Genomic DNA, 20,036 nt, shown 5'->3' on the forward strand with positions numbered 1-20,036 from the left:
CCAGGGCGCCGCATCCAATTGAAAGATGGCCTCTTCCAAAGCTGCGTCATCATCCAGATTGTAACCCATGGTGCGCAGCATCCTCTCCTTGCGCGCTACCGGGATAACCTCCTCTTCGCCCAGATAATTCAGAAAGCGATCGCCAATGTGACGATGCCAGGCCAGGCGGGCAATCAGTTCCGGGTTTGCCATTCTTTACCTCTGTCGATTCAATCGGTTCAGAACCGGTCCTGCCGATCCGTTTCTTGTTCTGCCAAATCAGGTCCGTTGTATACCGCGAACTGACAGGGTGTCACAAGGCGGAATGAGCAGGAGGCAGGTTGGAATCACGAGTGTTTCCACTCCGCCCCTCGACTCAACCCTGAGTGTATCGATTAACCCCAATCGTAGTTGAGCACTGCCGCCGCCCCCAGCAGCCCCGGCTGCTCGGATACTATGACCCGAGTGGGTATGGGTTCATTGAACTCGCGCAGTCGGGCCTTGTCTTCGAAACGGTCACGGAAGTCACTGGCCTGGAAGTAGTCAAGAAAGCGCGGGACAATGCCGCCGGCAATAAAGACTCCACCTCGCGCGCCCAGCGCCAGAGCCACGTCACCGGCATAGCTGCCCAACAACGCACAGAAGCGCGACAATGTCTCGGCACACAGAGGATCGTCACCGCTCAGCGCAGCAGCGCTGATGTCCGGGGCCGACAGGTCACGCACCGGCGTTCCGTGAATATGCCCCAGGGCTCGATACAGATTTTCCAGCCCCATGCCGGACAGCAGTCGCTCCCAGGACACTCGGGGCAGCTCGCGAAGCAGAAACGACAGCACCTGCACTTCGATATCGTCAGTCGGGGCAAAATGCGCGTGACCGCCCTCGGTCTGCAAAGTAACCGGTCCGCTCTCGCTGAACGCAAGCCCTGCCAGGCCCAGCCCGGTACCCGGTCCGGTTACCGCCATTGGCATGCCTGGAGCAGACTCGCCACGACCCACCTGCACTGCGCCTTCAGCACCGAGATAAGGGATACTGTTGGCCAGTGCATGGTAATCGTTGATGAAGCGCAGTTGTCTGAAGCTCAAAGCCTGCTGCAGCTCGCGCACTGAAAACTGCCAGGTATGGTTGGTCATGCGAATCTGGTCGCGGTCGGTCGGGCAGGCAATGGCCAGACACCCCTGCTCCGGACGACCATACTGGTCTGCCACTGAGGACAGGTAAGCCTCGATGGCGTCACGAATATGCGGGTAATCCTTGCCATTCAGCGTTTTCTGGGCCACCACATCCCCTTCGGACAGACTCAGAATCCGTCCTGTCTGACTGACTCTGGGTGCCAGAGCAAAGCGGGCATTGGTACCCCCGATATCAGCAATCAAACCGTAATGCGCTGTCATAAGTTTCCTCTAGATGTTACCGGGCGGATCAGTTGGACGCCCTCTACTCTGCCCCAGGCCTGCTCGAAGCTTGGCCATTCTCCGGCATCGAACCCCGGGGCGCTATCCCGAGCACTGAAATTAAATTACAATATAGCACTGACTGATGGCGACGGAACACCCATGACAGACGTGCTAGACCTGATTCAACAGCATATGGACCAATTGTCCAAATCGGAACGCAAGGTAGCCGCCGCGATACTGGCTTCCCCCGAGACAGCCATCCATACCAGCATTGCCAGCATGGCCCGACTGGCGGATGTGAGCGAACCGACGGTCAACCGGTTCTGCCGCAGCATTCAGTGCAAGGGCTTCCCGGACTTCAAACTCAGGCTGGCCCAGAGCCTCGCCACCAATGGCTCGTTCGTGCGGCGGGAAATCGCTCCCTCTGACGATATCGGCACCGTGGTGGAAAAGGTGGTGCATTCCACCATCTCCAGCCTGCAGGATCTGGAGCGCCAGATTGACCTGCATTCGCTGCGCCTGGCCACCGACATACTGTGCGGCGCCGACCGGATACATTTCTACGGGCTTGGTGCGTCCGGCCCCGTTGCCTATGATGCCTTGAACAAGTTTTTCCGCCTGGGGATACCGGTAGAAGCCAGCACCGACTACCTGATGCAGAAAATGACCGCGGCCATGGCCGGACCCAACCATGCGTTTGTGGTGATTTCCTATACCGGCCGCACGCAGCCGCTGATCGAGGTGGCCGGGGAAGCTGCGGCCAATGGTGGTCGGGTTATCGCGCTGACCACACCGGGCTCGCCACTGTCCGATGTCGCCACCGTCACGGTTGGCATTCCGGCGCGCGAGAACACCGACATCTACACCCCCATGGTCAGCCGGCTGTTGCACCTCACGCTGATCGACATCCTGCTCAGTGGCGTCACCCTGGCCAAAGGGGACGAAGTGGAGGAAAATTTCAAGCGGGTCAAGGGTGCGCTGGCGTCTACACGTCGCCTGACCTGATCTGCATCAAAAATCCGTAATAAAACTACATTTTACTGACGATTCTGCGTTCCGGGGGTGGATGATTCGCCCTTAAAGGTGTATAACTACGTAGCAAATTTTCAGCCAGATTCAGCGGCAGAATGCGCACCAGCGGCCTCAACCCAGGTCAGCACAGCGCTTCAGCCAAGATATGACGGGTGACCGTTTCGGCAGCAATCCGCCGGATTCGCATGACCAGGTTTTGGTCGTCACCCCGATGCCCAGGCAGCAAAATGCCATCAACAGCAAAAAAGGGAGCTCCTTCCAATGTCCACCATTCGCGTTGCAATCAATGGCTATGGCCGTATCGGCCGCAATGTTCTGAAAGCACTGTATGAAGCCAAAGCAGCCGGTAAAAATTATCCCATCGAGATCGTGGCCATCAACGATCTGGGTGACGCCAAGACCAATGCCCACCTGACCAAGTACGATACTGCGCATGGACGTTTCAATGCCAAAGTCGACTATGACGACAAGGCACTGTACGTCAACGGAGACACCATCAAGATCTTCTCCGAGCGCAATCCGGCAGACCTGCCCTGGGGTGAGCTTAACGTCGACGTGGTCTATGAGTGCACAGGTCTGTTTGTTACCGGCCCGACCGCTGGCGCACACATTGAAGCCGGTGCCAAGAAAGTCATTATCTCTGCCCCCGGCAAGGAAGTGGACGCAGCCGTTGTCTATGGTGTCAACCACGACATCCTGACCTCGGACATGAAGATCATTTCCAACGCTTCCTGCACCACCAACTGCCTGGCGCCTGTCGCCAAGCCGCTGAATGACAAGCTGGGCATCAAGGAAGGCCTGATGACCACGATTCACGCCTACACCAATGACCAGCGTCTGTCTGATGTTTACCACAGCGACCTTTACCGCGCCCGTGCCGCAGCACAGAACATGATCCCCACCAAAACCGGTGCTGCGGCCATGGTCGGCAAGATCATTCCCGAGCTGAACGGCAAGGTGGACGGCATGGCCATCCGGGTACCGACCATCAATGTGTCGCTGGTTGACCTGACCTTCACTGCCGGCAAAGACACCACGGCAGAAGAAGTCAACGGCATCATCGAAGACGCCATCAAGGCCGACGCAGCGTTGGCGGAAGTATTGGCCATCAACTATGAGCCTCTGGTGTCTTCGGACTTCAACCACAGTGCCTTCTCTTCCACATTCGACGCGACACAGACCCGTGTCCAGGGTCGTCTGGTGAAGGTCATGGCCTGGTACGACAACGAGTGGGGCTTCTCCAATCGTATGCTCGACACCACAATTGCCCTGATGAATGCCAAGTAATCAGAGCCTTGTGCGGGAGCGGCACCTGCCGCTCCCCACTGACTTTCCGGTCAAGAGTGCCGCGTGCTGAAACCTATGCCTATCCGCAGAACCAAAATCGTCACCACACTCGGACCCGCCACAGACCCGCCTGAAGTGCTGGAGCAGCTCCTGCTGGCCGGTGCGAATGTCGTACGCCTGAACTTTTCGCATGGCAGCGCAGACCAGCATCGTGCGCGGGTTGCGCTGGTGCGTGAACTGGCGGCCCGGCATGGTCGCTTCGTAGGTATCATGGCCGACCTGCAGGGACCCAAGATCCGTATTGCCGGATTCACCGAGCAGGGTGTGACATTACAAACGGGCCAGGGCTTCATCCTGGATGTCGGCCAGGACAAGCACAGTGGCAATGCGCAGAGTGTCGGAGTTGATTACGCCCGACTGGCTGCGGACTCGAGACCGGGCGACATCTACCTGCTGGACGATGGTCGGATCCGCGTTGAAGTGACCCGGGTGGTCGACACTCAGGTGCATACCCGGGTTTTATCCGGCGGCTACCTGAGCAACCACAAGGGCATCAACAAACTGGGGGGCGGGCTCAGTGCAGACGCCCTGACCGACCGGGACCGCACAGACATAAAGCTGGCCGCCGAGCTGAACGTCGATTTTCTCGCGGTATCGTTTCCCCGCCATGCTGATGACATGGAAGCTGCTCGCACGTTGCTGCACAAGGCAGGGGGGCATGCTCAGCTGGTGGCCAAGATAGAACGTGCCGAGGCGGTGAAGGATCCGGACATTCTGGACGGTCTGATCCTGGCTTCGGATGTGGTGATGGTGGCCCGGGGGGATCTGGGTGTGGAGATCGGTGATGCGGAACTGATTGGCGTGCAGAAGCACGTCATTCAGCGCACCCGTGATCTCGACCGTGTCGTGATCACGGCCACCCAGATGATGGAAACCATGATCAGCAACCCCTACCCTACCCGGGCCGAGGTGTTTGACGTCGCCAATGCCGTGCTGGATGGTACTGACGCCGTCATGTGTTCTGCCGAGACAGCGGTCGGCAAATACCCGGTAGAAACAGTGCGGACCATGGCGGAAGTCTGCACCGGTGCCGAAAAGCAACGTCAGGCCAGTCACTCGACCCACCGCATCGACCGCGAGTTCCGCCGCACTGACGAAGCAATAGCCATGTCCGTGATGTATGCGGCCAACCACCTGCGCGGGGTCAAGGGTATAGTGTGCGTGAGCGAGTCGGGCGCGACGCCCTTGTGGATGTCCCGAATCAGTTCCGGACTGCCCATTTTTGCCATGACACGACATGAGAGGACAGCACAGCGTGTTGCCATGTACCGTGGCGTTGAAGCCTTGCATTTTGATGTGACACAACTGGCCCCCGATCAGGTGAATCGGGCGGCTGTAGATGAATTGAAAAAAGCCGGCCTGGTGCGCGATGGCGACCTCGTGATCATCTCCAAGGGAGATCACATGGGTATCCATGGTGGAACCAACAGCCTGAAGATCGTCAGCGTTGGTAATATTTTGTAAACTCTGACATCATTTCGCGGCCGACTGAAGAACAGATTTCATTAATGCAGGGCTCCGTCGCCCTGCATTATAGATTCTAAAACCCCGCAGACGACGAGGTTAAGCGGACTATGGAACGAGATATTGATCCTATTGAAACGCAGGAATGGCTTGACGCTCTGGCGTCAGTGGTCCGGCATGAAGGTGCCGACCGAGCCCAGTACCTGCTGAAGCAATTATCCAATGAGGTCTCCAATACCTCGACATCTGATGTGCCTTTTGCCATCAACACACCTTTCCGCAACACCATCCCCGTCACCGAACAGGTCAAGTACCCGGGTGATCTGGAGATGGAACGCAAGATCCAGGGCTATATCAACTGGAATGCCGTAGCCATGGTTGTGCGGGCGAACAAGAGCGGCGATGACCTGGGCGGCCACATGTCGTCTTTCCAGTCATCCGCCCTGCTTTACGACATTGGATTCAACCACTTCTGGCGCGCCCCGAACGAAGAACATGGCGGCGACCTGATCTATTATCAGGGGCACATTTCCCCCGGCATTTATGCGCGCTCCTTTGTCGAGGGTCGACTGAGTGAAGACCAGATCGACAACTTCCGCCGCGAAGTCGATGGCAAGGGTATTTCTTCCTATCCACACCCGTGGTTGATGCCCGATTACTGGCAGTTCCCGACCGTGTCCATGGGCCTGGGCCCGATTCAGGCCATCTACCAGGCGCATGTACTGCGCTACCTGGAGCACCGTGAACAGGTAAAACCGGGTCGTCAGATCTGGGCCTTCCTGGGTGATGGCGAGTGCGATGAGCCGGAGAGCCTGGGCGCCATCTCGCTGGCAGCACGGGAAAACCTGGACAACCTGAATTTCGTCATCAACTGCAACCTGCAGCGCCTGGACGGCCCGGTGCGCGGCAACGGAAAGATCATCCAGGAACTGGAAGGTGTTTTCCGCGGCGCTGGGTGGAACGTGATCAAGGTCGTCTGGGGCAGTGGCTGGGACAAGCTGTTTGCGCGCGACAAGAGCGGCCTGCTGCAAAAGCGCATGGACGAAGTGGTCGATGGCGAACTGCAGGCCTATAAGGCCCACGGCGGCGCCTATACGCGTGAACATTTCTTTGGTCGGTACCCGGAAACGGCGGAACTGGTCAAGGACATGACAGACGATGAAATCTACCATCTGGCGCGCGGTGCTCACGACCCCTACAAGGTATACAACGCCTACAAGCAGGCGTTCGAGCGCACCGGTCAGCCCACGGTCATTCTGGCCCACTCGGTCAAGGGTTATGGTGTTGCTGCCGGTGAAGCCCAGAACGCCACTCACCAGTTGAAAAAGCTGGATGTGGACAGTCTGAAAGCCTTCCGTGATCGTTGCAATGTGCCGATCAGCGACAAGGACCTGGAAGACGGCAAGATCCCGTTCTATCGTCCGGATGAAAACACGGCCGAACTGCAGTACATGAAAAAGCGTCGCCTGACCCTGGGTGGCTACCTGCCGGCGCGGCGTACCAATGCCGACGAAATCCCCAAGGTGCCTGCACTGGAAGCCTTCAGTGGCCTGCTCAAGGACACCGGCAAACGCGAAATTTCCACCACCATGGCTCTGGTGCGCATCATGAGCACCCTGGCCAAGGACAAGGACATCGGTGATCGCATCGTGCCCATCGTGCCGGACGAAGCCCGCACCTTCGGCATGGAAGGCATGTTCCGGCAGGTCGGCATTTATGCCCCGGAAGGGCAGAAGTACGAGCCGCAGGATAAAGGCCAGGTCATGTGGTACAAGGAAGACCAGGGTGGTCAGATTCTACAGGAAGGCATCAACGAGGCCGGCGCCTTCAGTTCATGGATTGCCGCCGCCACGTCCTACAGCACCAACAACCACGTGCTTGTGCCCTTCTATATCTACTACTCAATGTTCGGTTTCCAGCGCATTGGTGATCTGGCCTGGGCGGCCGGTGACAGCCAGGCGCGGGGCTTCCTGATTGGCGGCACCTCCGGCCGCACCACGCTGAACGGCGAAGGCTTGCAGCACCAGGACGGGCACAGCCACACCCTGGCTGGCACCATCCCCAACTGTGTGACCTATGATGCCACCTACTCCTATGAAGTGGCCGTCATCGTGCAGGACGGACTGCGCCGCATGGTTCAGGAACAGGAGAGCGTCTACTATTACATCACGACGCTGAACGAAAACTACCACCATCCGGAAATGCCCAAGGGTGCCGAGGAAGGCATCAAGCGGGGCATGTACCTGCTGGAAGACAACGTGGGCAAGGCCAAGAAGGCTGTGCAACTGCTCGGCAGCGGCTCCATTCTCAATGAGGTGCGCGCCGCCGCCAAGATCCTGAAGGATGACTTTGGTGTCAGCGCCGACGTGTGGGCCGTGACCAGTTACAACGAGCTGACCCGGGATGGTCTGAAGGTCGATCGGGAAAACCTGCTGAACCCTGAAAAGGCCCCGCAGGAAGCCTATGTGACTCAGCAACTGAAAGGTCGCACCGGCCCAGTCATCGCGTCTTCCGATTACATCAAGAACTATGCAAACCAGATTCGGGGCTGGGTACCGGCACCCTACCATGTGCTGGGTACCGACGGCTTTGGTCGCAGCGACAGTCGCCAGAAGCTGCGCCACTTCTTTGAAGTGGACCGCTACTGGGTCACTGTCACCGCCCTCAAGGCGCTGGCCGATGAAGGCGTGATCAAGCCCAGTGAAGTGACCAAGGCGTTCAAGAAATTTGATCTTGACCCCAGCAAGCCGAACCCTGTGACTGTATAACTCTCCGGCCGCCCTTTGCCGGGCGGCGGGACAAGGAGCTTTTATGGCGACTGAAATTATCAAAGTGCCCGATATTGGCACCAGCGACAAGGTGACCATCATCGAGGTCAGCGTCAAAGCGGGCGATACGATTGCAGAGGACGATACCCTGATCGTGCTCGAAAGTGACAAGGCCTCCATGGACGTGCCCGCACCCATGGCCGGCAAGGTCAGCACCATCAAGGTCAGTGAAGGCGATGAGATCGGTGAGGGCGATGAAATCCTCTATCTCGAGGTGGAAGGCAGCACCAGCGAGGACGTGCCTGCCGCAGAATCTGCAAAAGACAGCAAGAAACCTGCACCAAAGAAAAGCAGCGGGGGCAGCTCTGCCGTCAAGCCCCTGAAGGTACCGGATATCGGCAGCGACGATCCGGTGGACATCATAGAAGTACACGTCAAACCGGGTGACATGCTGAAGGCCGACGACCCCATCGTCACGCTGGAAAGCGACAAGGCCTCCATGGAAGTCCCCGCCACCGAGGCCGGCGAAGTGGTTTCGGTCAAGGTGCAGGAAGGCGACCAGGTCAAGGAAGGTGACCTGCTGATCGAAATCAAGGCCGCTGGTGGCGCCGACAACAGCGAAGCTGTCGAATCGGCACCCACCGCCGAGAGCACCTCGGACAGCGACACCGGCACAGATGAAGGCAGCGTGGAATCCATCAAGGTACCGGATATCGGTACCGACGGCTCGGTGGACATCATTGAAGTGCACGTCAAACCGGGCGACACCCTGAACGAAGACGATCCGATTGTGACGTTGGAAAGCGACAAGGCCTCCATGGAAGTGCCCTCGCCCAAGAGCGGCGAAGTGGTTTCGGTCAAGGTCGAAGTGGGCACCGAGGTGAAGGAAGGCGATCTGCTGATTGAACTGAAAGTCGCTGGTGCGGCCAGTTCACCGGCACCCCAACCCAAATCGGAACCACCCACACCCGCCAGCAAGGCTCCGGCACCAAAGGCCAGTGACACTGGCTATCAGACGCCGACCATCGTCAGTGGGGACGATGACGAAATCGTACGGCCATCCAAGCCTGTGCATGCCGGCCCGGCAGTGCGCAAGCTGGCCCGTGAATTCGGCGTCGATCTGGCCCTGGTTGCCGGCTCCGGCCCCCGTGAACGAATTGTCAAAGATGATGTTGCCGCCTTCGTGAAGAAAAAGATTCGCCAGCCGGAGAGAGTCACTGGTGGCGCCGGCATACCTGCCGTCCCGGATCAGGACTTCAGCAAGTTCGGTACCATCGAAGAAAAGGAAATGAGCCGCATTCAGCAGCTCACGGCTGCCAACATGGCCCGCAACTGGTTGAACATCCCGCATGTGACCCAGTTCGACGAGGCCGATGTAACCGATTTGGAAGCCTTCCGCCAGTCACTGAAGCCGGAAATGGAGAAGCGGGGCGTGAAGATTTCGCCACTGGCGTTTCTGGTCAAGGCTTGTGCCGCGGCGCTGCACGAATTCCCGCAGTTCAATGTGTCGCTGAAGGCCGATGGTACCCATCTGGTGCAGAAGCACTACGTTCATATCGGACTGGCCGTGGATACTCCGAATGGCCTGATCGTGCCGGTAATCCGGGATGCGGACAAGAAGTCCATCTGGCAGATTGCAGAAGAAATCATCGACTTTGCCCAGCGAGGCCGTCAGGGCAAGGTCAAGAGCAACGAGATGCAAGGTGGCTGTTTCACCATTTCCAGCTTGGGTGGTCTCGGCGGTACGGCATTCACGCCGATCGTCAATGCTCCCGAGGTGGCAATTCTCGGAGTCTCGAAGAATCAGGTGAAACCGCACTGGAATGGTCAGAGCTTCGAGCCACGCACCTTCACTCCGCTGTCACTATCCTATGACCACCGGGCAGTCAACGGGGCCGATGCAGCTCGCTTTACCACCTACCTGTGCGAGGCCCTGCAGGACCTGCGGCGCATCCTGCTGTAACGTCGACGCCTCCGCGAGGAGGCCTTGGTAAAAATCAGAAAGCCGGTAGTGCCTCTACCGGCTTTTTTGTGTTCGCTCGTTGAGTCTGGAGCCGACGAAAATGCCCAGTGCTCCAGCAGCCAGCCACAGCAGCAACGACAGTACGGCATATACCAATGCCAGCGTCACCGAGCCCTGCAGCAACATCTGTATCATTTCCAGACTGAAGAAAGAAAAGGTCGTGAAGCCCCCACAGAATCCGGCCACCACAAAGACCCGAAATACCGGACTCACCGACCAGTATCCCTCCGGTTCGGTCGCGACGGCGTAAAAGCCGATCAGCGCAGAGCCCAGAACATTGACTGTCAAAGTGCTCCAGGGCAACTGTGTGACTGGGTCAGGGACTAGCCAAAGAGACAGGGAAAAGCGGAGCATCGCCCCGATGGCACTGCCCATAGCGACTGCTACCAGCAAACGCCAATCAGCCATCAGCCGCCACCCCCAACGCAGTAAAACCCGTCCACAGTCCGATCAAGGCGGCACACAGGGTCAGCAGAAACGATAGCCCGATATAGAGCAATGCCGCGCGTATGCGCCGCTCCTGCAAAAGGGTCATCGCTTGCAGGCTGAATGAGGAAACCGTGGTATAGCTGCCCAGAACCCCGAGCGCCAGCAACAGCCAGTAGCCCTGAACCCCAGCCGCCAGCCCTGTATCGGGCTGCCACCAAAGGCCGGCCAGAAAGCCGATCAGCAAAGCGCCGCTGACATTGACAAGCAGTGTGCCCAAAGGGAAGTCAACGCTTGATCTGGCCATCACCCAGCGGTCAATCGTGAACCTGGCGACACCACCCGCAGCACCGCCAAAAGCCACCAGGCTCAGCGCAACTGCAATCGAAATATCACTACTCAGACGTAACCCCACTCGACCAGTCTTTGATAAGCATGTTCGGCCTGGGGACCACTTTGTACCTGTGACAGAAAGCGCTGGTAGCGATCCGCTGCCTGCGGCCGGTCAGCCATGTTTTCATGACAATAACCGGCCAGAAAATCAGTGCCCGGGTTGCCGGGCAACAAGGTTTCATAGGTTTCGAAGCGCTCCAGAGCCCGGCCATATTGCTCCTGAACCAGATGGGCCAGCCCCTGATACTGCACTGCCTGCCCTTCGCCAGGCAGTGCGCTCTCGGCTTCATTGAAGTACCCCAGCGCCCTGCCGAAGCGTTCGCGCGACATCTGCAATTTGCCCATCAGCATGAGGCCGGTGTAATCCTCTGGGGCCTGTGTCAGCGCGCGCTGCAGTTCTGCTTCAGCGGCATCGGGCTCGCCCCGAGCCAGTAGCCGTTCACCCTCCTGCATGGCCTCGATGGCCGGACGCATTACCTGCAACGGTGCCATCATGTCCTGGTAGCGTTCCCGATGCAGACTGCGCTCACGCTGACTGCGATTGAAATTGCCGGCCCGCGACCGGGCATTTTCCATACGTTCTTCGCCGGTAGGATGACTGGCGAACATCACCTCGATGGCATTGGGTTTGCGGTCATTGAGCGACGTCAGCATGCGGGTCAACCCAATCATACCCTCGGGGTTATGGCCCGCTTCAGCGATATAGTCCATGCCCAGACTGTCGGCATCACGCTCATTGCCTCGGCTGTAGCGGGCCAGCAAAGCGCCGGCGCCAATCTGCCCCACGGCACCGACCACGCCAGCCACGGGCGTCTCTCCAGCCCCGGCGACCGCGGTGCCCACAGCCACCTGAGCCAGCATGCCCTGTGACACCCGACGACCCGCATGACGCGCTGTGACATGGGTGACCTCATGACCAAGCAGTGCAGCCAGTTCGGCTTCATCCTGCATTTCCAGCATGATGCCGCGCGTCAGCCCGATGGTCCCTCCAGGGAAGGCATAGGCGTTGATATAGTTGGCATTCACCACCTGAAAGCTGTAAGGCATATCAGGCCGATGTGAAACTCGGGCAATCTCCTGACCCAGTTCGCTGACATAGCGGTTGAGCTGGCTGTAGGGTGCCACCCCATAGTCCGCAGAAATCTGATGCGGCGACTGCTGCTGATCTATGCGAATTTCGTCCTCCCGCGACAACAGCATCAGGCCGGGCCGGCCACTTACCGGGTCAACCGCGCAACCGGTGAGCCATACCGGCGCCGCGAGGCCTAGAGACCCCAGAGTCAGCCCCTTGACCAGACTACGCCGAGTCAGGCGGCCAGATACAGGATCGACATATCGGCGAACAGGAGATTGACACATGACGCGCATCCTCAGGAGCAACGGGAATAATGCTGACTATCATGCAGATTGGGCCACAAAACAAGAGGGCTGCCCACCTATTGCAGGTGGCGCCCTCGACCGAGAAGAATTGTGGTGATCAGTCGTACAGGTAGCAGGCTACTGAATGATCAGTGGCCAGCAGTCGATGCTGGGGCGAATCGATGTGCTGGAACCGAATACGCAGCGTGCCTGCTTCCGGCACAAAGTCTGCCGCCTGCACCAGAGACTCATGACGCGCACGCATGATGGCAGTCACTTCTTCCTGCATGGCCTCGACACCAGCGTCATCGGCCGGTTTGAACACCACGTCCAGACCATCTACCTTGGCCGGTCCCAGAGCCGTTATGTTGTGACCGGCAATTCTCCATTCGGACAGTGCCGTCAGTACATCCCTACCTTCCCAACCACAGTGGGCCATGGCATGGGGACAGCGGGTATGGAAATGACAACCGTTCGGCGGCTCTACAGCACTTGGAATCTCACCGGCACTCTCCAGGGGTGGTTTGACCACAGAGGGATCCGGCTCCGGGCTCGCATCCATCAGCAACTGCGTATAAGGATGCTTGCGCTCGCGAACAATGGCTTCGGTCGGCCCGATTTCAACAATCTGACCCAGATACATGATCGCTGTTCGGTCCGTCACATAGCTTATGGTTGGCAAGTCGTGACTGACATACACGAAAGAGATCCCCATTTCATCCCGGAAGCGCCGCATCAGATTGAGCACACCGGCACGGATGGAGACATCCAGCATGGATACCGGCTCGTCGGCAACGATAAAGCGCGGCTCTGTAACAATCGCGCGGGCAATGGCGACACGCTGGCGCTGACCACCAGACAGCTCATGCGGATAGCGTTCCCAATAGGTCTCTGCCGGTTTCAGCCCGGCCCGTTCCAGAGCCAGCCGGACCCGCTTTTGCACTGCGTCCTCGTCCTGTTCCAGCTTATGAATATAAACCGGCTCGGAGACAATCTCATAGATTGTGAAGCGCGGGTTCAGGGTCTGATAGGGGTCCTGGAACATCATCTGCGCACTGCGCCGGAACTGTTTCAGCTCGCCCTTCTGCATATGCGCGATGTTCTGCCCGTCAAACAAGATGTCTCCGGAAGTTGGATCCTGCAGCCGTACCAGCATTTCGCCGGTAGTGGTCTTGCCCGACCCTGACTCACCGGCCAGCCCCAGCACTTCACCCTGATACAGATCAAAGCTGATGTTGTCGACTGCATGCACCTTGCGCTCGACACTCTTGCGCCAGGGCAGAGAGGACAGCAGGCCGCCATCGACGTCGAACTCCTTGGTCAGCTTGTTCACCTGCATAAGGTTGTCACGGGACTGGGTTTTTTCCAGCGGCACACCTGTCTGTACATACTCCCCCAGACGTTCGCCCACCACCTGCCAGGTGTCGTTGCGCATGGCCTGCACTCGAAACTCTGCGGCACGTTCCGGATAATGACAGGCGGCCTGACGCCCCTCCCCTACATCCTGCAGGGCCGGCGTTTCACTGCGACACCGGTCGGTGGCAAAGGGACACCGCTCGGCAAAGCGACAGCCCGCGGGTGGATTGAGCAGATTGGGTGGTGCACCCGGGATGGAAATCAGCTCACGCTGAGCGCCTTCCAGCGTCGGGAAGGCATTGGTCAGGCCCATGGTATAGGGATGAAACGGCTCGCCGAACACCGTCCGCACCGGACCAGTCTCCATAATATGACCCCCATACATGACCGCTACCCGATCACAGGTCTGCACCACCACGGAGATATCGTGCGTAATGAACATCAGCGCCAGGCCACGCTCCCGTCGCAGGCGGGAAAGGCGCGCCAGTATCTGTGCCTGAGTCACCACATCCAGTGCCGTGGTCGGTTCATCGGCCACGATCAGCTTGGGGTCCAGCGCCAGAGCCATGGCAATCACCGCGCGTTGCTTCATGCCACCGCTCATTTCATGTGGGTAGGCACTCAGCCGATCCGGGTCGATCCCCACCTGCCGAAACAGCTCCTCTCCATGCGCCCACGCCGCCGCCTTACTGATGGAAATATGCGCTTGCATGGCTTCGACAATCTGGTCACCCACCTTGTACACCGGGTCCAGCGCATTCATGGCCGCCTGGGAAATCCAGGCTATATCCTTCCAGCGCACCCGACGCATACCCTCCTCGTCCAGATCGAGCAGATTGCGACCCTGAAAGTCGATGCTTCCACGCGGTGTTTCGCCATTGGGTGGCAAAAGACGCAACATGGATTTGGCAGCGGTGGTCTTCCCACAGCCTGACTCGCCCACCAGGCCCAGCGCCTCGCCGGGCTTGATGTCGAAACTGACACCATCCACTGCCTGCACCGGCCCTGAGCCCGTCGCATAGTGAATGGCCAGATCTTCAACTGACAACATGGTATCTGTACTCATCGACGCGCCCTCAGTCTCGGATTGGCCACCAACTCCAGTGATCTGGAAATGAAGAATACGGACAAGACCGTGATCATGATGAAAATCCCCGGTGGCAAATTCCACCACCAGGCATCACGCCAGGCACCGGACAGGCGGGCATTGTGCAGGATGCCGCCCCAGGAGATAGACTGCGGTGGACCCAGCCCCAGGAACGACAGGGTTGCCTCGGCAATAATGGATACACCCACAATGATCGCCAATTCGAGAAATACCAGTGGCATGACATTGGGAAAAATATGCACATACATGATGCGCAAATCCGAGGCGCCGGCCACTCGGGCGGCTTTGACAAAGGGGCGCTCGCGCAGCGACAGCACCTGAGAGCGAATCAGGCGGGCTACAGTTCGCCAGGTCAGCAACGACACGGCTAGAATGACCACCAGCAGACTGGGCTCGAACAGCAACACCAGGATCAGCGCGAAAGGTTCGAAGGGTATGCCATACATCACATCGACGGTGCGCATCAATACGGTTTCGGTACGGCCACGGAAATAACCCGCTATCAGACCGACATTGGCCCCGATCAGGACTACCAGTGCCGCCCCGAGAAAGCCCACCAGCAACGCGATGCGAGAGCCATAGACATTCTGACTGTAGAGGTCTCGGCCCAGATGGTCGGTACCGAACCAATGCTCGGAAGTCGGCGGTGAAAGACGGTTCACGAAGCGATCCGAGCCCAGAGCATAATAGTGGTCTTCGGTGACCATCAGCGTCCGCAGATGGCGGGCACCTTCTGTTGCCACCAACTGCCATCCATCGTCATGGCGTTCGAGTATGATGCCATTTCGGGCAACTGCGATGGCTTCGCCCTCGCTGCCGATCCAGCCCGCCCGGATGGCGCGAGAATCCGGTGCATCCTCGACCACCCAGTCGGCATCAGCAGCCTCTCGTGCCAACAGAGTACCGCGTTCACCTACAATCAGGCCCACACCCTCTGGCGTCAGATGAATATCGTTAAGGGTGCGATTGGTGGACAGTCGCAGCAGGCTCAGGCTGTCGGCAGCCGGATCGAACTCCAGCACCACCCCGCGCTCACCGATGACCAGTCCGGAGCCATCGCCGTCAAAGGCAACACCATTCAGGTCCAGTCCTCGATTCACTGGGCTCTGCAGCACCTCGATACTCACATTCTCTGTGCTCAGGTCCAGCCGCCAGATGGTTTCCTCTTCACCCACCACCCAGGCCGTGTCGTTGTCTGACCAGGCCACGGCGTGGAGGTCAACGGCCCCGGGAGCGTCGATCTGCTGCCAACCACCGGTAACGTCGTCATAAAGCGCCAGAGTACCGCCGTCACCGACAATCAGGGCTCTCCCTTCCGTGCTGACTGAAACTGCCCGCAGTGACTCGCTGAACGGAGAGTCCAGAGGCGCCCACTGGCCATGATAACGGTAAACGCTTCCGCCACGGGCCACCGCGATTCCGACTCCATCCTGCCAGGCCGCATCATAAACGGTCAGGTCACCGAGAGGATCAGACAACACCCAGCGCACCGACCCATCATCGGTGTGGGTGCGCTGCATCAGAGTACCCTCTTCCAGCTCATTGATGTGGAGCGGTTCATGGGTAGCCAGCAGGGGGGCAAACATGGCCATGGCGATAATGGCCGCAAGAACGATAAAACCGGTCAGGGCAATGCGATCACTGATGATGGCACGCGCTGGCTCGGCAGCACTTTTCAGTATTGATGATCTCATTTGAAGCTCACCCTTGGATCCAGCAGTGTATACAGCATGTCCACCAGCAGATTCAGCGTGATTACAAAGGCGGCCATCACCAGGAAGCTGGCCTGCGCCAGAGGAAAGTCGGAGGTACGCACGGCATTCAGTATTTCGCGCCCCAGACCCGGCCAGGAAAACACCACCTCAACCACTACCTGCCCCCCTGCTGCCAAGCCAATGGTGACCGCCAACTGCGTCACCACCGGCAACAACGCATTGCGGGCTGCATGGTTGTAGAGAATGCGTCGCTCCGGCAGGCCCTTAGCCCTTGCCATCTCGACGAAGTCTTCGCCATACACCTCCAGCATGGTGTTGCGCATGATCAGCATGGGGGAGCCGAGATAGTAAAGGGCCACCACCAGTGCCGGAAGAATCAAGTGGTGCAGAAAGTCCAGCGTGAAGATCTTGTCCCAGAATCCACTGGCCTCGTAGGGCAGCGTGCGCATGCCACTGGTGGGCAACCAGCCGAGGTAGATACCAAAGAACAGGATGGCGATCATGCCGGTCCAGAACATCGGTGCCGAACGGAACATCAGGCCCACAAAGATACCCGATGTGTCGGTGCGCGACCCACGCCGCCAGGAGAGCCAGGCACCCAAAGGTACGCCTGCGGCATAGGCGAGAGCAATGGCAGGCAGCATCAGCACCATGGTGTTGCCCAAGCGCTCCCAGATAATGTCTGCGACCGGTGCCCGGTAATGAAAGGAGAAGCCGAAATCACCCTGAACGATATTGCCCAGATAGATCAGATACTGCTCCCAGAGGGGTCTTTCAAGCCCGAAACGGGCGCGGATCTGTTCTCGCTCGGCTGGCGTCAGGCCCTCGGTAATCAGGGCGGCGGTCGGGTCTGGCAGACCCAGACGAAACAGGAAAAACAACAGGGTGGCGATGATGAACAACGCCAGGAAACCGTGCATCACACGGCGGATAATATAGTTTCTGCGCGCTGACATAGCTGGATTCTCGTAAACCATACGGACCCGCATCGACGCTGAAACAGATCAGATGGGGTAGTACAAAGAGAAGCCCCGCCGCAGGCGAGGCCAGTTCAGACTGGGGTGACGGCCTCAAGGCCGACCACCCCTACAGGCTGGATGGCTCTGCTTCAGCGCACCAGGTAGCCGTCGTCATCCCAGGAATAACCGGCGTTTTCGAGCTCTGCGCGCGCAGCGTCCATGTCGAAATCAAGGCGCTCGACGAAGGGTTCGTTCCAGAAGGTATTGACCGGTGCAATCACGCTGCTGCCGACTTCACCCCGACCTTCCAGCAGCACATCGACCATGCGTTCACGGTCGCTGGCCATTGCCAGAGCACGGCGCACGGCACGGTCATCAAAGGGTTCGCGACGCATGTTATAGGTCATGTGGAAGTAGCCGAAGTCCGGCACGCTGACCACGGTCAGGTGATCCTGATCTTCAGCCAGGCCGATCTGACCAGGCTCCATGCGCCAGGCAGTCATATCGATCTCGCCGGTCTGAAGGCCGGTGTAGACGCCTTCCATGTCGGCATAGATGATGAATTCAACGCCATCCACGGCAATCTCGTCAGCATAGAAGTGATCTTCAAACTTGCTGATGGCCATGAATTCGCCACGATCAAAACGCTCGAATTGGAAGGGTCCGGAGCCCACCATGGGAATGTCTTCCGGCGCCAGTGTCGCGGCATCTTCGATATCTTCCCAATGATGCTTCGGCAGAATGGGCAACTGTGACAGTGTAATGCTGGCAAAGGACGCAGACGGCTCGTTCAGGTTGAAGCGTACGGTGCTCTCATCCAACACTTCGGCATTGTCCAGCACCGAAGTGTAGGAGGCAAAGTAGCTGTATTCCTGATCCAGGTAATAGTTGAAAGTGAAGGCGACGTCATCGGCGGTAAGCGGCTCGCCATCATGGAAGGTCATGCCGTCACGCAGCACAACTTCAACGGTCGTGTCGTCTATGGCATTGACCTCGGAAGCGGCCCAGGGCAATGGCTCGACATCGGCACTCAAACGCACCAGGCGATCATAGTAGAGGCGCATCCATTTCCAGCCCCAGACCGAAGTGGAATCCAGTGGGTTCAGGTTGTCCGGCTCCTGCGGCCCGCCAATGCGCAGCGTCTGACGACCACCTTGAGGTACTGCTTCCATCGGGCCCCATTCGCTGTAGAGACCTTCGCCCGCCATGGGTTCGAAGCCATCGAAGGCGGTGTGGTTGTAAGCCACCACTTCATCCCGGTGAAACAGTACCACCAGTGGCATATCCGATTTGTAGAGTTCCTGCATGTCCCGCACCAGTTGCTGGCGACGGTCCACATCGAATTCGCGTGACTGTTCGTCCAGCAGATCATCATAGTCGGGGTTATCGTATCCACCCGGGTTGTTGCCGCTCAGACCAGCCTGGCGAGAATCCAAGGTGGACAAAAAGAATTGCGGGTCCAGACGGTCCACACGGCCACTCCAGCCGAGTATGGTGGCGTCAAAATCCTGCTGGTCGTAGAAGCGTTCGAGCGCGGTACTGAATTCGGTCGGTGCGACACTGACCTCGAAACCCAGCTCACGCCACCGTTCAGCGATCATGAACGCGGCTTCGTACCGGATGGGGTCATAGGATTCAGTCGTGGTAATCAGCTCGATGGGCGCTACGCGCTCCTGAGCAGTTGCCAGCGTCGCGGAGAAGCCAGCAATGGCAGCCAGTGCCATTATAGAAGTGAACTGCGGCTTGCTTGAGTGCGTCATGACGTGTTCCTTTTTTATTTCTTATTCCAGAACGCATGACCGTAAAAGACTTTCTTACACGGGTCAAACCACCCCGCTGTACAAAATAATGGACGGTTTTGATCAATTTTAACTCAATTGTAGCGATTTATTTACAGACTTGTACAAGATAGAAAACTTAGCAAGTTCACACTTCTACCAGACCATTGGGTGCCAGCACGACATAGACGAGAATGGTGATGTAATGGCAGATGCTGCCCACCAGAACAAACAGGTGCCAGATACCATGCCCGTGCGGAATGCGCTCATCCAGTGCATAGAAAATAACACCGAGCGTGTAGGTCAGGCCGCCGGCGGCCAGCCATATGAGTCCGGCAGTAGGCAGCGACCGCACCAGCGGCGCAAGGGCGACCACGACAACCCAGCCCATCAGCAGGTAGATGATAACCGGCAGAATGCGTCGGCGATCAAAGGGGAGCACTTCAATGACGATGCCCAGAATGGCGAGGCCCCAGACCACACCAAAAATACTCCAGCCCCAGGCACCTCCGAGTGTCACCAGCGTAAATGGTGTGTAGGTGCCGGCGATCAGGAAGTAGATGGCGTAGTGGTCAATCTTCTTGAAGATGTTTTTGGCGGTACCACGAAAGCTGTGGTACAGCGTAGAGGCGGTATACAGCAAGACCAGGGTCAGACCGTAGACCGACACACTGATCAGCGTCAGGGTGTCGGCCACAATGGCTGCAGCAGTTATCAGAGCGGCCATGCCGGCCAGTGAAGCGACTGCGCCAACCAGATGGCTGATGCTGTTGAACAGTTCTCCTCGATACATCTGCTGAGCATACTCCGTTCAGTTTTTGACCAGACAAGAATACCAGCCCGGTGTGTCTAGAGTATGTCAACGGGCCCAAACCAACTACAATCAAGTAGGCGTAGTCATCAATAAACAGCATTCAACCTGATTGACACTC

Annotated in this window: 15 protein-coding genes; 5 read left to right on the top strand and 10 right to left on the bottom strand. The window is 58.2% G+C overall.

The genetic code is table 11. The features are described from left to right. Together LAT62_RS08925 and glk are read right to left on the bottom strand one after the other, a co-directional pair. Nucleotides 1-192, bottom strand: a 192-nt coding sequence (locus LAT62_RS08925) for a hypothetical protein (RefSeq protein ID WP_293382210.1), incomplete at its 3' end; no start/stop codon positions are given. Nucleotides 193-374: 182 nt separating this feature from the next. Then, on the bottom strand, nucleotides 375-1,373 hold the full coding sequence (gene glk, locus LAT62_RS08930) for a glucokinase (protein ID WP_293382213.1): 999 nt from the start codon (nucleotides 1,371-1,373) through the stop codon (nucleotides 375-377). Nucleotides 1,374-1,535: 162 nt separating this feature from the next. On the opposite strand from glk, the gene hexR reads away from it, so the two are divergent. The 5 genes from hexR to aceF all read left to right on the top strand — a co-directional run bounded on the left by hexR (nucleotide 1,536) and on the right by aceF (nucleotide 9,950). Then, nucleotides 1,536-2,381, top strand: a complete 846-nt coding sequence (gene hexR / locus LAT62_RS08935) for a transcriptional regulator HexR (protein WP_293382216.1) — start codon at nucleotides 1,536-1,538, stop codon at nucleotides 2,379-2,381. Nucleotides 2,382-2,669: 288 nt separating this feature from the next. Then, nucleotides 2,670-3,695, top strand: a complete 1,026-nt coding sequence (gene gap / locus LAT62_RS08940) for a type I glyceraldehyde-3-phosphate dehydrogenase (RefSeq protein WP_293382219.1) — start codon at nucleotides 2,670-2,672, stop codon at nucleotides 3,693-3,695. 75 nt (nucleotides 3,696-3,770) lie between these two features. Continuing rightward, nucleotides 3,771-5,219: a pyruvate kinase gene (pyk, locus tag LAT62_RS08945; protein ID WP_293382285.1), complete on the top strand. Its 1,449-nt coding sequence runs from the start codon at nucleotides 3,771-3,773 to the stop codon at nucleotides 5,217-5,219. A gap of 110 nt (nucleotides 5,220-5,329) precedes the next feature. Continuing rightward, on the top strand, nucleotides 5,330-7,987 hold the full coding sequence (aceE, locus tag LAT62_RS08950; protein WP_293382222.1) for a pyruvate dehydrogenase (acetyl-transferring), homodimeric type: 2,658 nt from the start codon (nucleotides 5,330-5,332) through the stop codon (nucleotides 7,985-7,987). A gap of 43 nt (nucleotides 7,988-8,030) precedes the next feature. Then, complete coding sequence (gene aceF, locus LAT62_RS08955) at nucleotides 8,031-9,950, top strand: dihydrolipoyllysine-residue acetyltransferase (protein ID WP_293382225.1); 1,920 nt, start codon at nucleotides 8,031-8,033, stop codon at nucleotides 9,948-9,950. A 54-nt stretch (nucleotides 9,951-10,004) separates the two neighbouring features. Here the strand turns inward: aceF and crcB are convergent, their stop codons facing one another. The 8 genes from crcB to LAT62_RS08995 form a co-directional block, all read right to left on the bottom strand. Then, on the bottom strand, nucleotides 10,005-10,418 hold the full coding sequence (gene crcB / locus LAT62_RS08960) for a fluoride efflux transporter CrcB (protein ID WP_293382228.1): 414 nt from the start codon (nucleotides 10,416-10,418) through the stop codon (nucleotides 10,005-10,007). Then, a complete protein-coding gene (locus LAT62_RS08965; RefSeq protein WP_293382231.1) occupies nucleotides 10,411-10,851 on the bottom strand; it encodes a CrcB family protein in 441 nt (146 codons plus the stop codon). The genes crcB and LAT62_RS08965 overlap by 8 nt, the downstream gene beginning before the upstream one ends. Continuing rightward, on the bottom strand, nucleotides 10,836-12,188 hold the full coding sequence (locus LAT62_RS08970; protein ID WP_293382234.1) for a M48 family metalloprotease: 1,353 nt from the start codon (nucleotides 12,186-12,188) through the stop codon (nucleotides 10,836-10,838). Before LAT62_RS08970 ends, LAT62_RS08965 begins: the two co-directional genes overlap by 16 nt. 118 nt (nucleotides 12,189-12,306) lie before the next feature. Further along, nucleotides 12,307-14,595 (bottom strand): ABC transporter ATP-binding protein, encoded by a 2,289-nt coding sequence (locus LAT62_RS08975; RefSeq protein ID WP_293382237.1) that lies wholly within the window; start codon nucleotides 14,593-14,595, stop codon nucleotides 12,307-12,309. 11 nt (nucleotides 14,596-14,606) lie between these two features. Next, nucleotides 14,607-16,346: an ABC transporter permease subunit gene (locus tag LAT62_RS08980; RefSeq protein WP_293382240.1), complete on the bottom strand. Its 1,740-nt coding sequence runs from the start codon at nucleotides 16,344-16,346 to the stop codon at nucleotides 14,607-14,609. After that, nucleotides 16,343-17,323 (bottom strand): ABC transporter permease, encoded by a 981-nt coding sequence (locus LAT62_RS08985; RefSeq protein WP_293382243.1) that lies wholly within the window; start codon nucleotides 17,321-17,323, stop codon nucleotides 16,343-16,345. The genes LAT62_RS08980 and LAT62_RS08985 overlap by 4 nt, the downstream gene beginning before the upstream one ends. Before the next feature lie 152 nt (nucleotides 17,324-17,475). Further along, a complete protein-coding gene (locus tag LAT62_RS08990; protein WP_293382246.1) occupies nucleotides 17,476-19,086 on the bottom strand; it encodes an ABC transporter substrate-binding protein in 1,611 nt (536 codons plus the stop codon). Between the two features lie 166 nt (nucleotides 19,087-19,252). After that, nucleotides 19,253-19,897: a hemolysin III family protein gene (locus LAT62_RS08995; protein ID WP_293382249.1), complete on the bottom strand. Its 645-nt coding sequence runs from the start codon at nucleotides 19,895-19,897 to the stop codon at nucleotides 19,253-19,255. Nucleotides 19,898-20,036 lie beyond the last annotated feature (139 nt).

This window comes from Natronospirillum sp. (assembly GCF_022565775.1).
Taxonomy (GTDB): Bacteria; Pseudomonadota; Gammaproteobacteria; order Pseudomonadales; family Natronospirillaceae; genus Natronospirillum.

Bases quoted from the DNA above. Each gene is read 5' to 3' on its own strand.
- glk (WP_293382213.1), bottom strand. From the start codon at position 1,373: ATGACAGCGCATTACGGTTTGATTGCTGATATCGGGGGTACCAATGCC.
- hexR (WP_293382216.1), top strand. From the start codon at position 1,536: ATGACAGACGTGCTAGACCTGATTCAACAGCATATGGACCAATTGTCC.
- gap (WP_293382219.1), top strand. From the start codon at position 2,670: ATGTCCACCATTCGCGTTGCAATCAATGGCTATGGCCGTATCGGCCGC.
- pyk (WP_293382285.1), top strand. From the start codon at position 3,771: ATGCCTATCCGCAGAACCAAAATCGTCACCACACTCGGACCCGCCACA.
- aceE (WP_293382222.1), top strand. From the start codon at position 5,330: ATGGAACGAGATATTGATCCTATTGAAACGCAGGAATGGCTTGACGCT.
- aceF (WP_293382225.1), top strand. From the start codon at position 8,031: ATGGCGACTGAAATTATCAAAGTGCCCGATATTGGCACCAGCGACAAG.
- crcB (WP_293382228.1), bottom strand. From the start codon at position 10,418: ATGGCTGATTGGCGTTTGCTGGTAGCAGTCGCTATGGGCAGTGCCATC.
- LAT62_RS08970 (WP_293382234.1), bottom strand. From the start codon at position 12,188: ATGTGTCAATCTCCTGTTCGCCGATATGTCGATCCTGTATCTGGCCGC.
- LAT62_RS08975 (WP_293382237.1), bottom strand. From the start codon at position 14,595: ATGTTGTCAGTTGAAGATCTGGCCATTCACTATGCGACGGGCTCAGGG.
- LAT62_RS08980 (WP_293382240.1), bottom strand. From the start codon at position 16,346: ATGAGATCATCAATACTGAAAAGTGCTGCCGAGCCAGCGCGTGCCATC.
- LAT62_RS08985 (WP_293382243.1), bottom strand. From the start codon at position 17,323: ATGTCAGCGCGCAGAAACTATATTATCCGCCGTGTGATGCACGGTTTC.
- LAT62_RS08990 (WP_293382246.1), bottom strand. From the start codon at position 19,086: ATGACGCACTCAAGCAAGCCGCAGTTCACTTCTATAATGGCACTGGCT.
- LAT62_RS08995 (WP_293382249.1), bottom strand. From the start codon at position 19,897: ATGTATCGAGGAGAACTGTTCAACAGCATCAGCCATCTGGTTGGCGCA.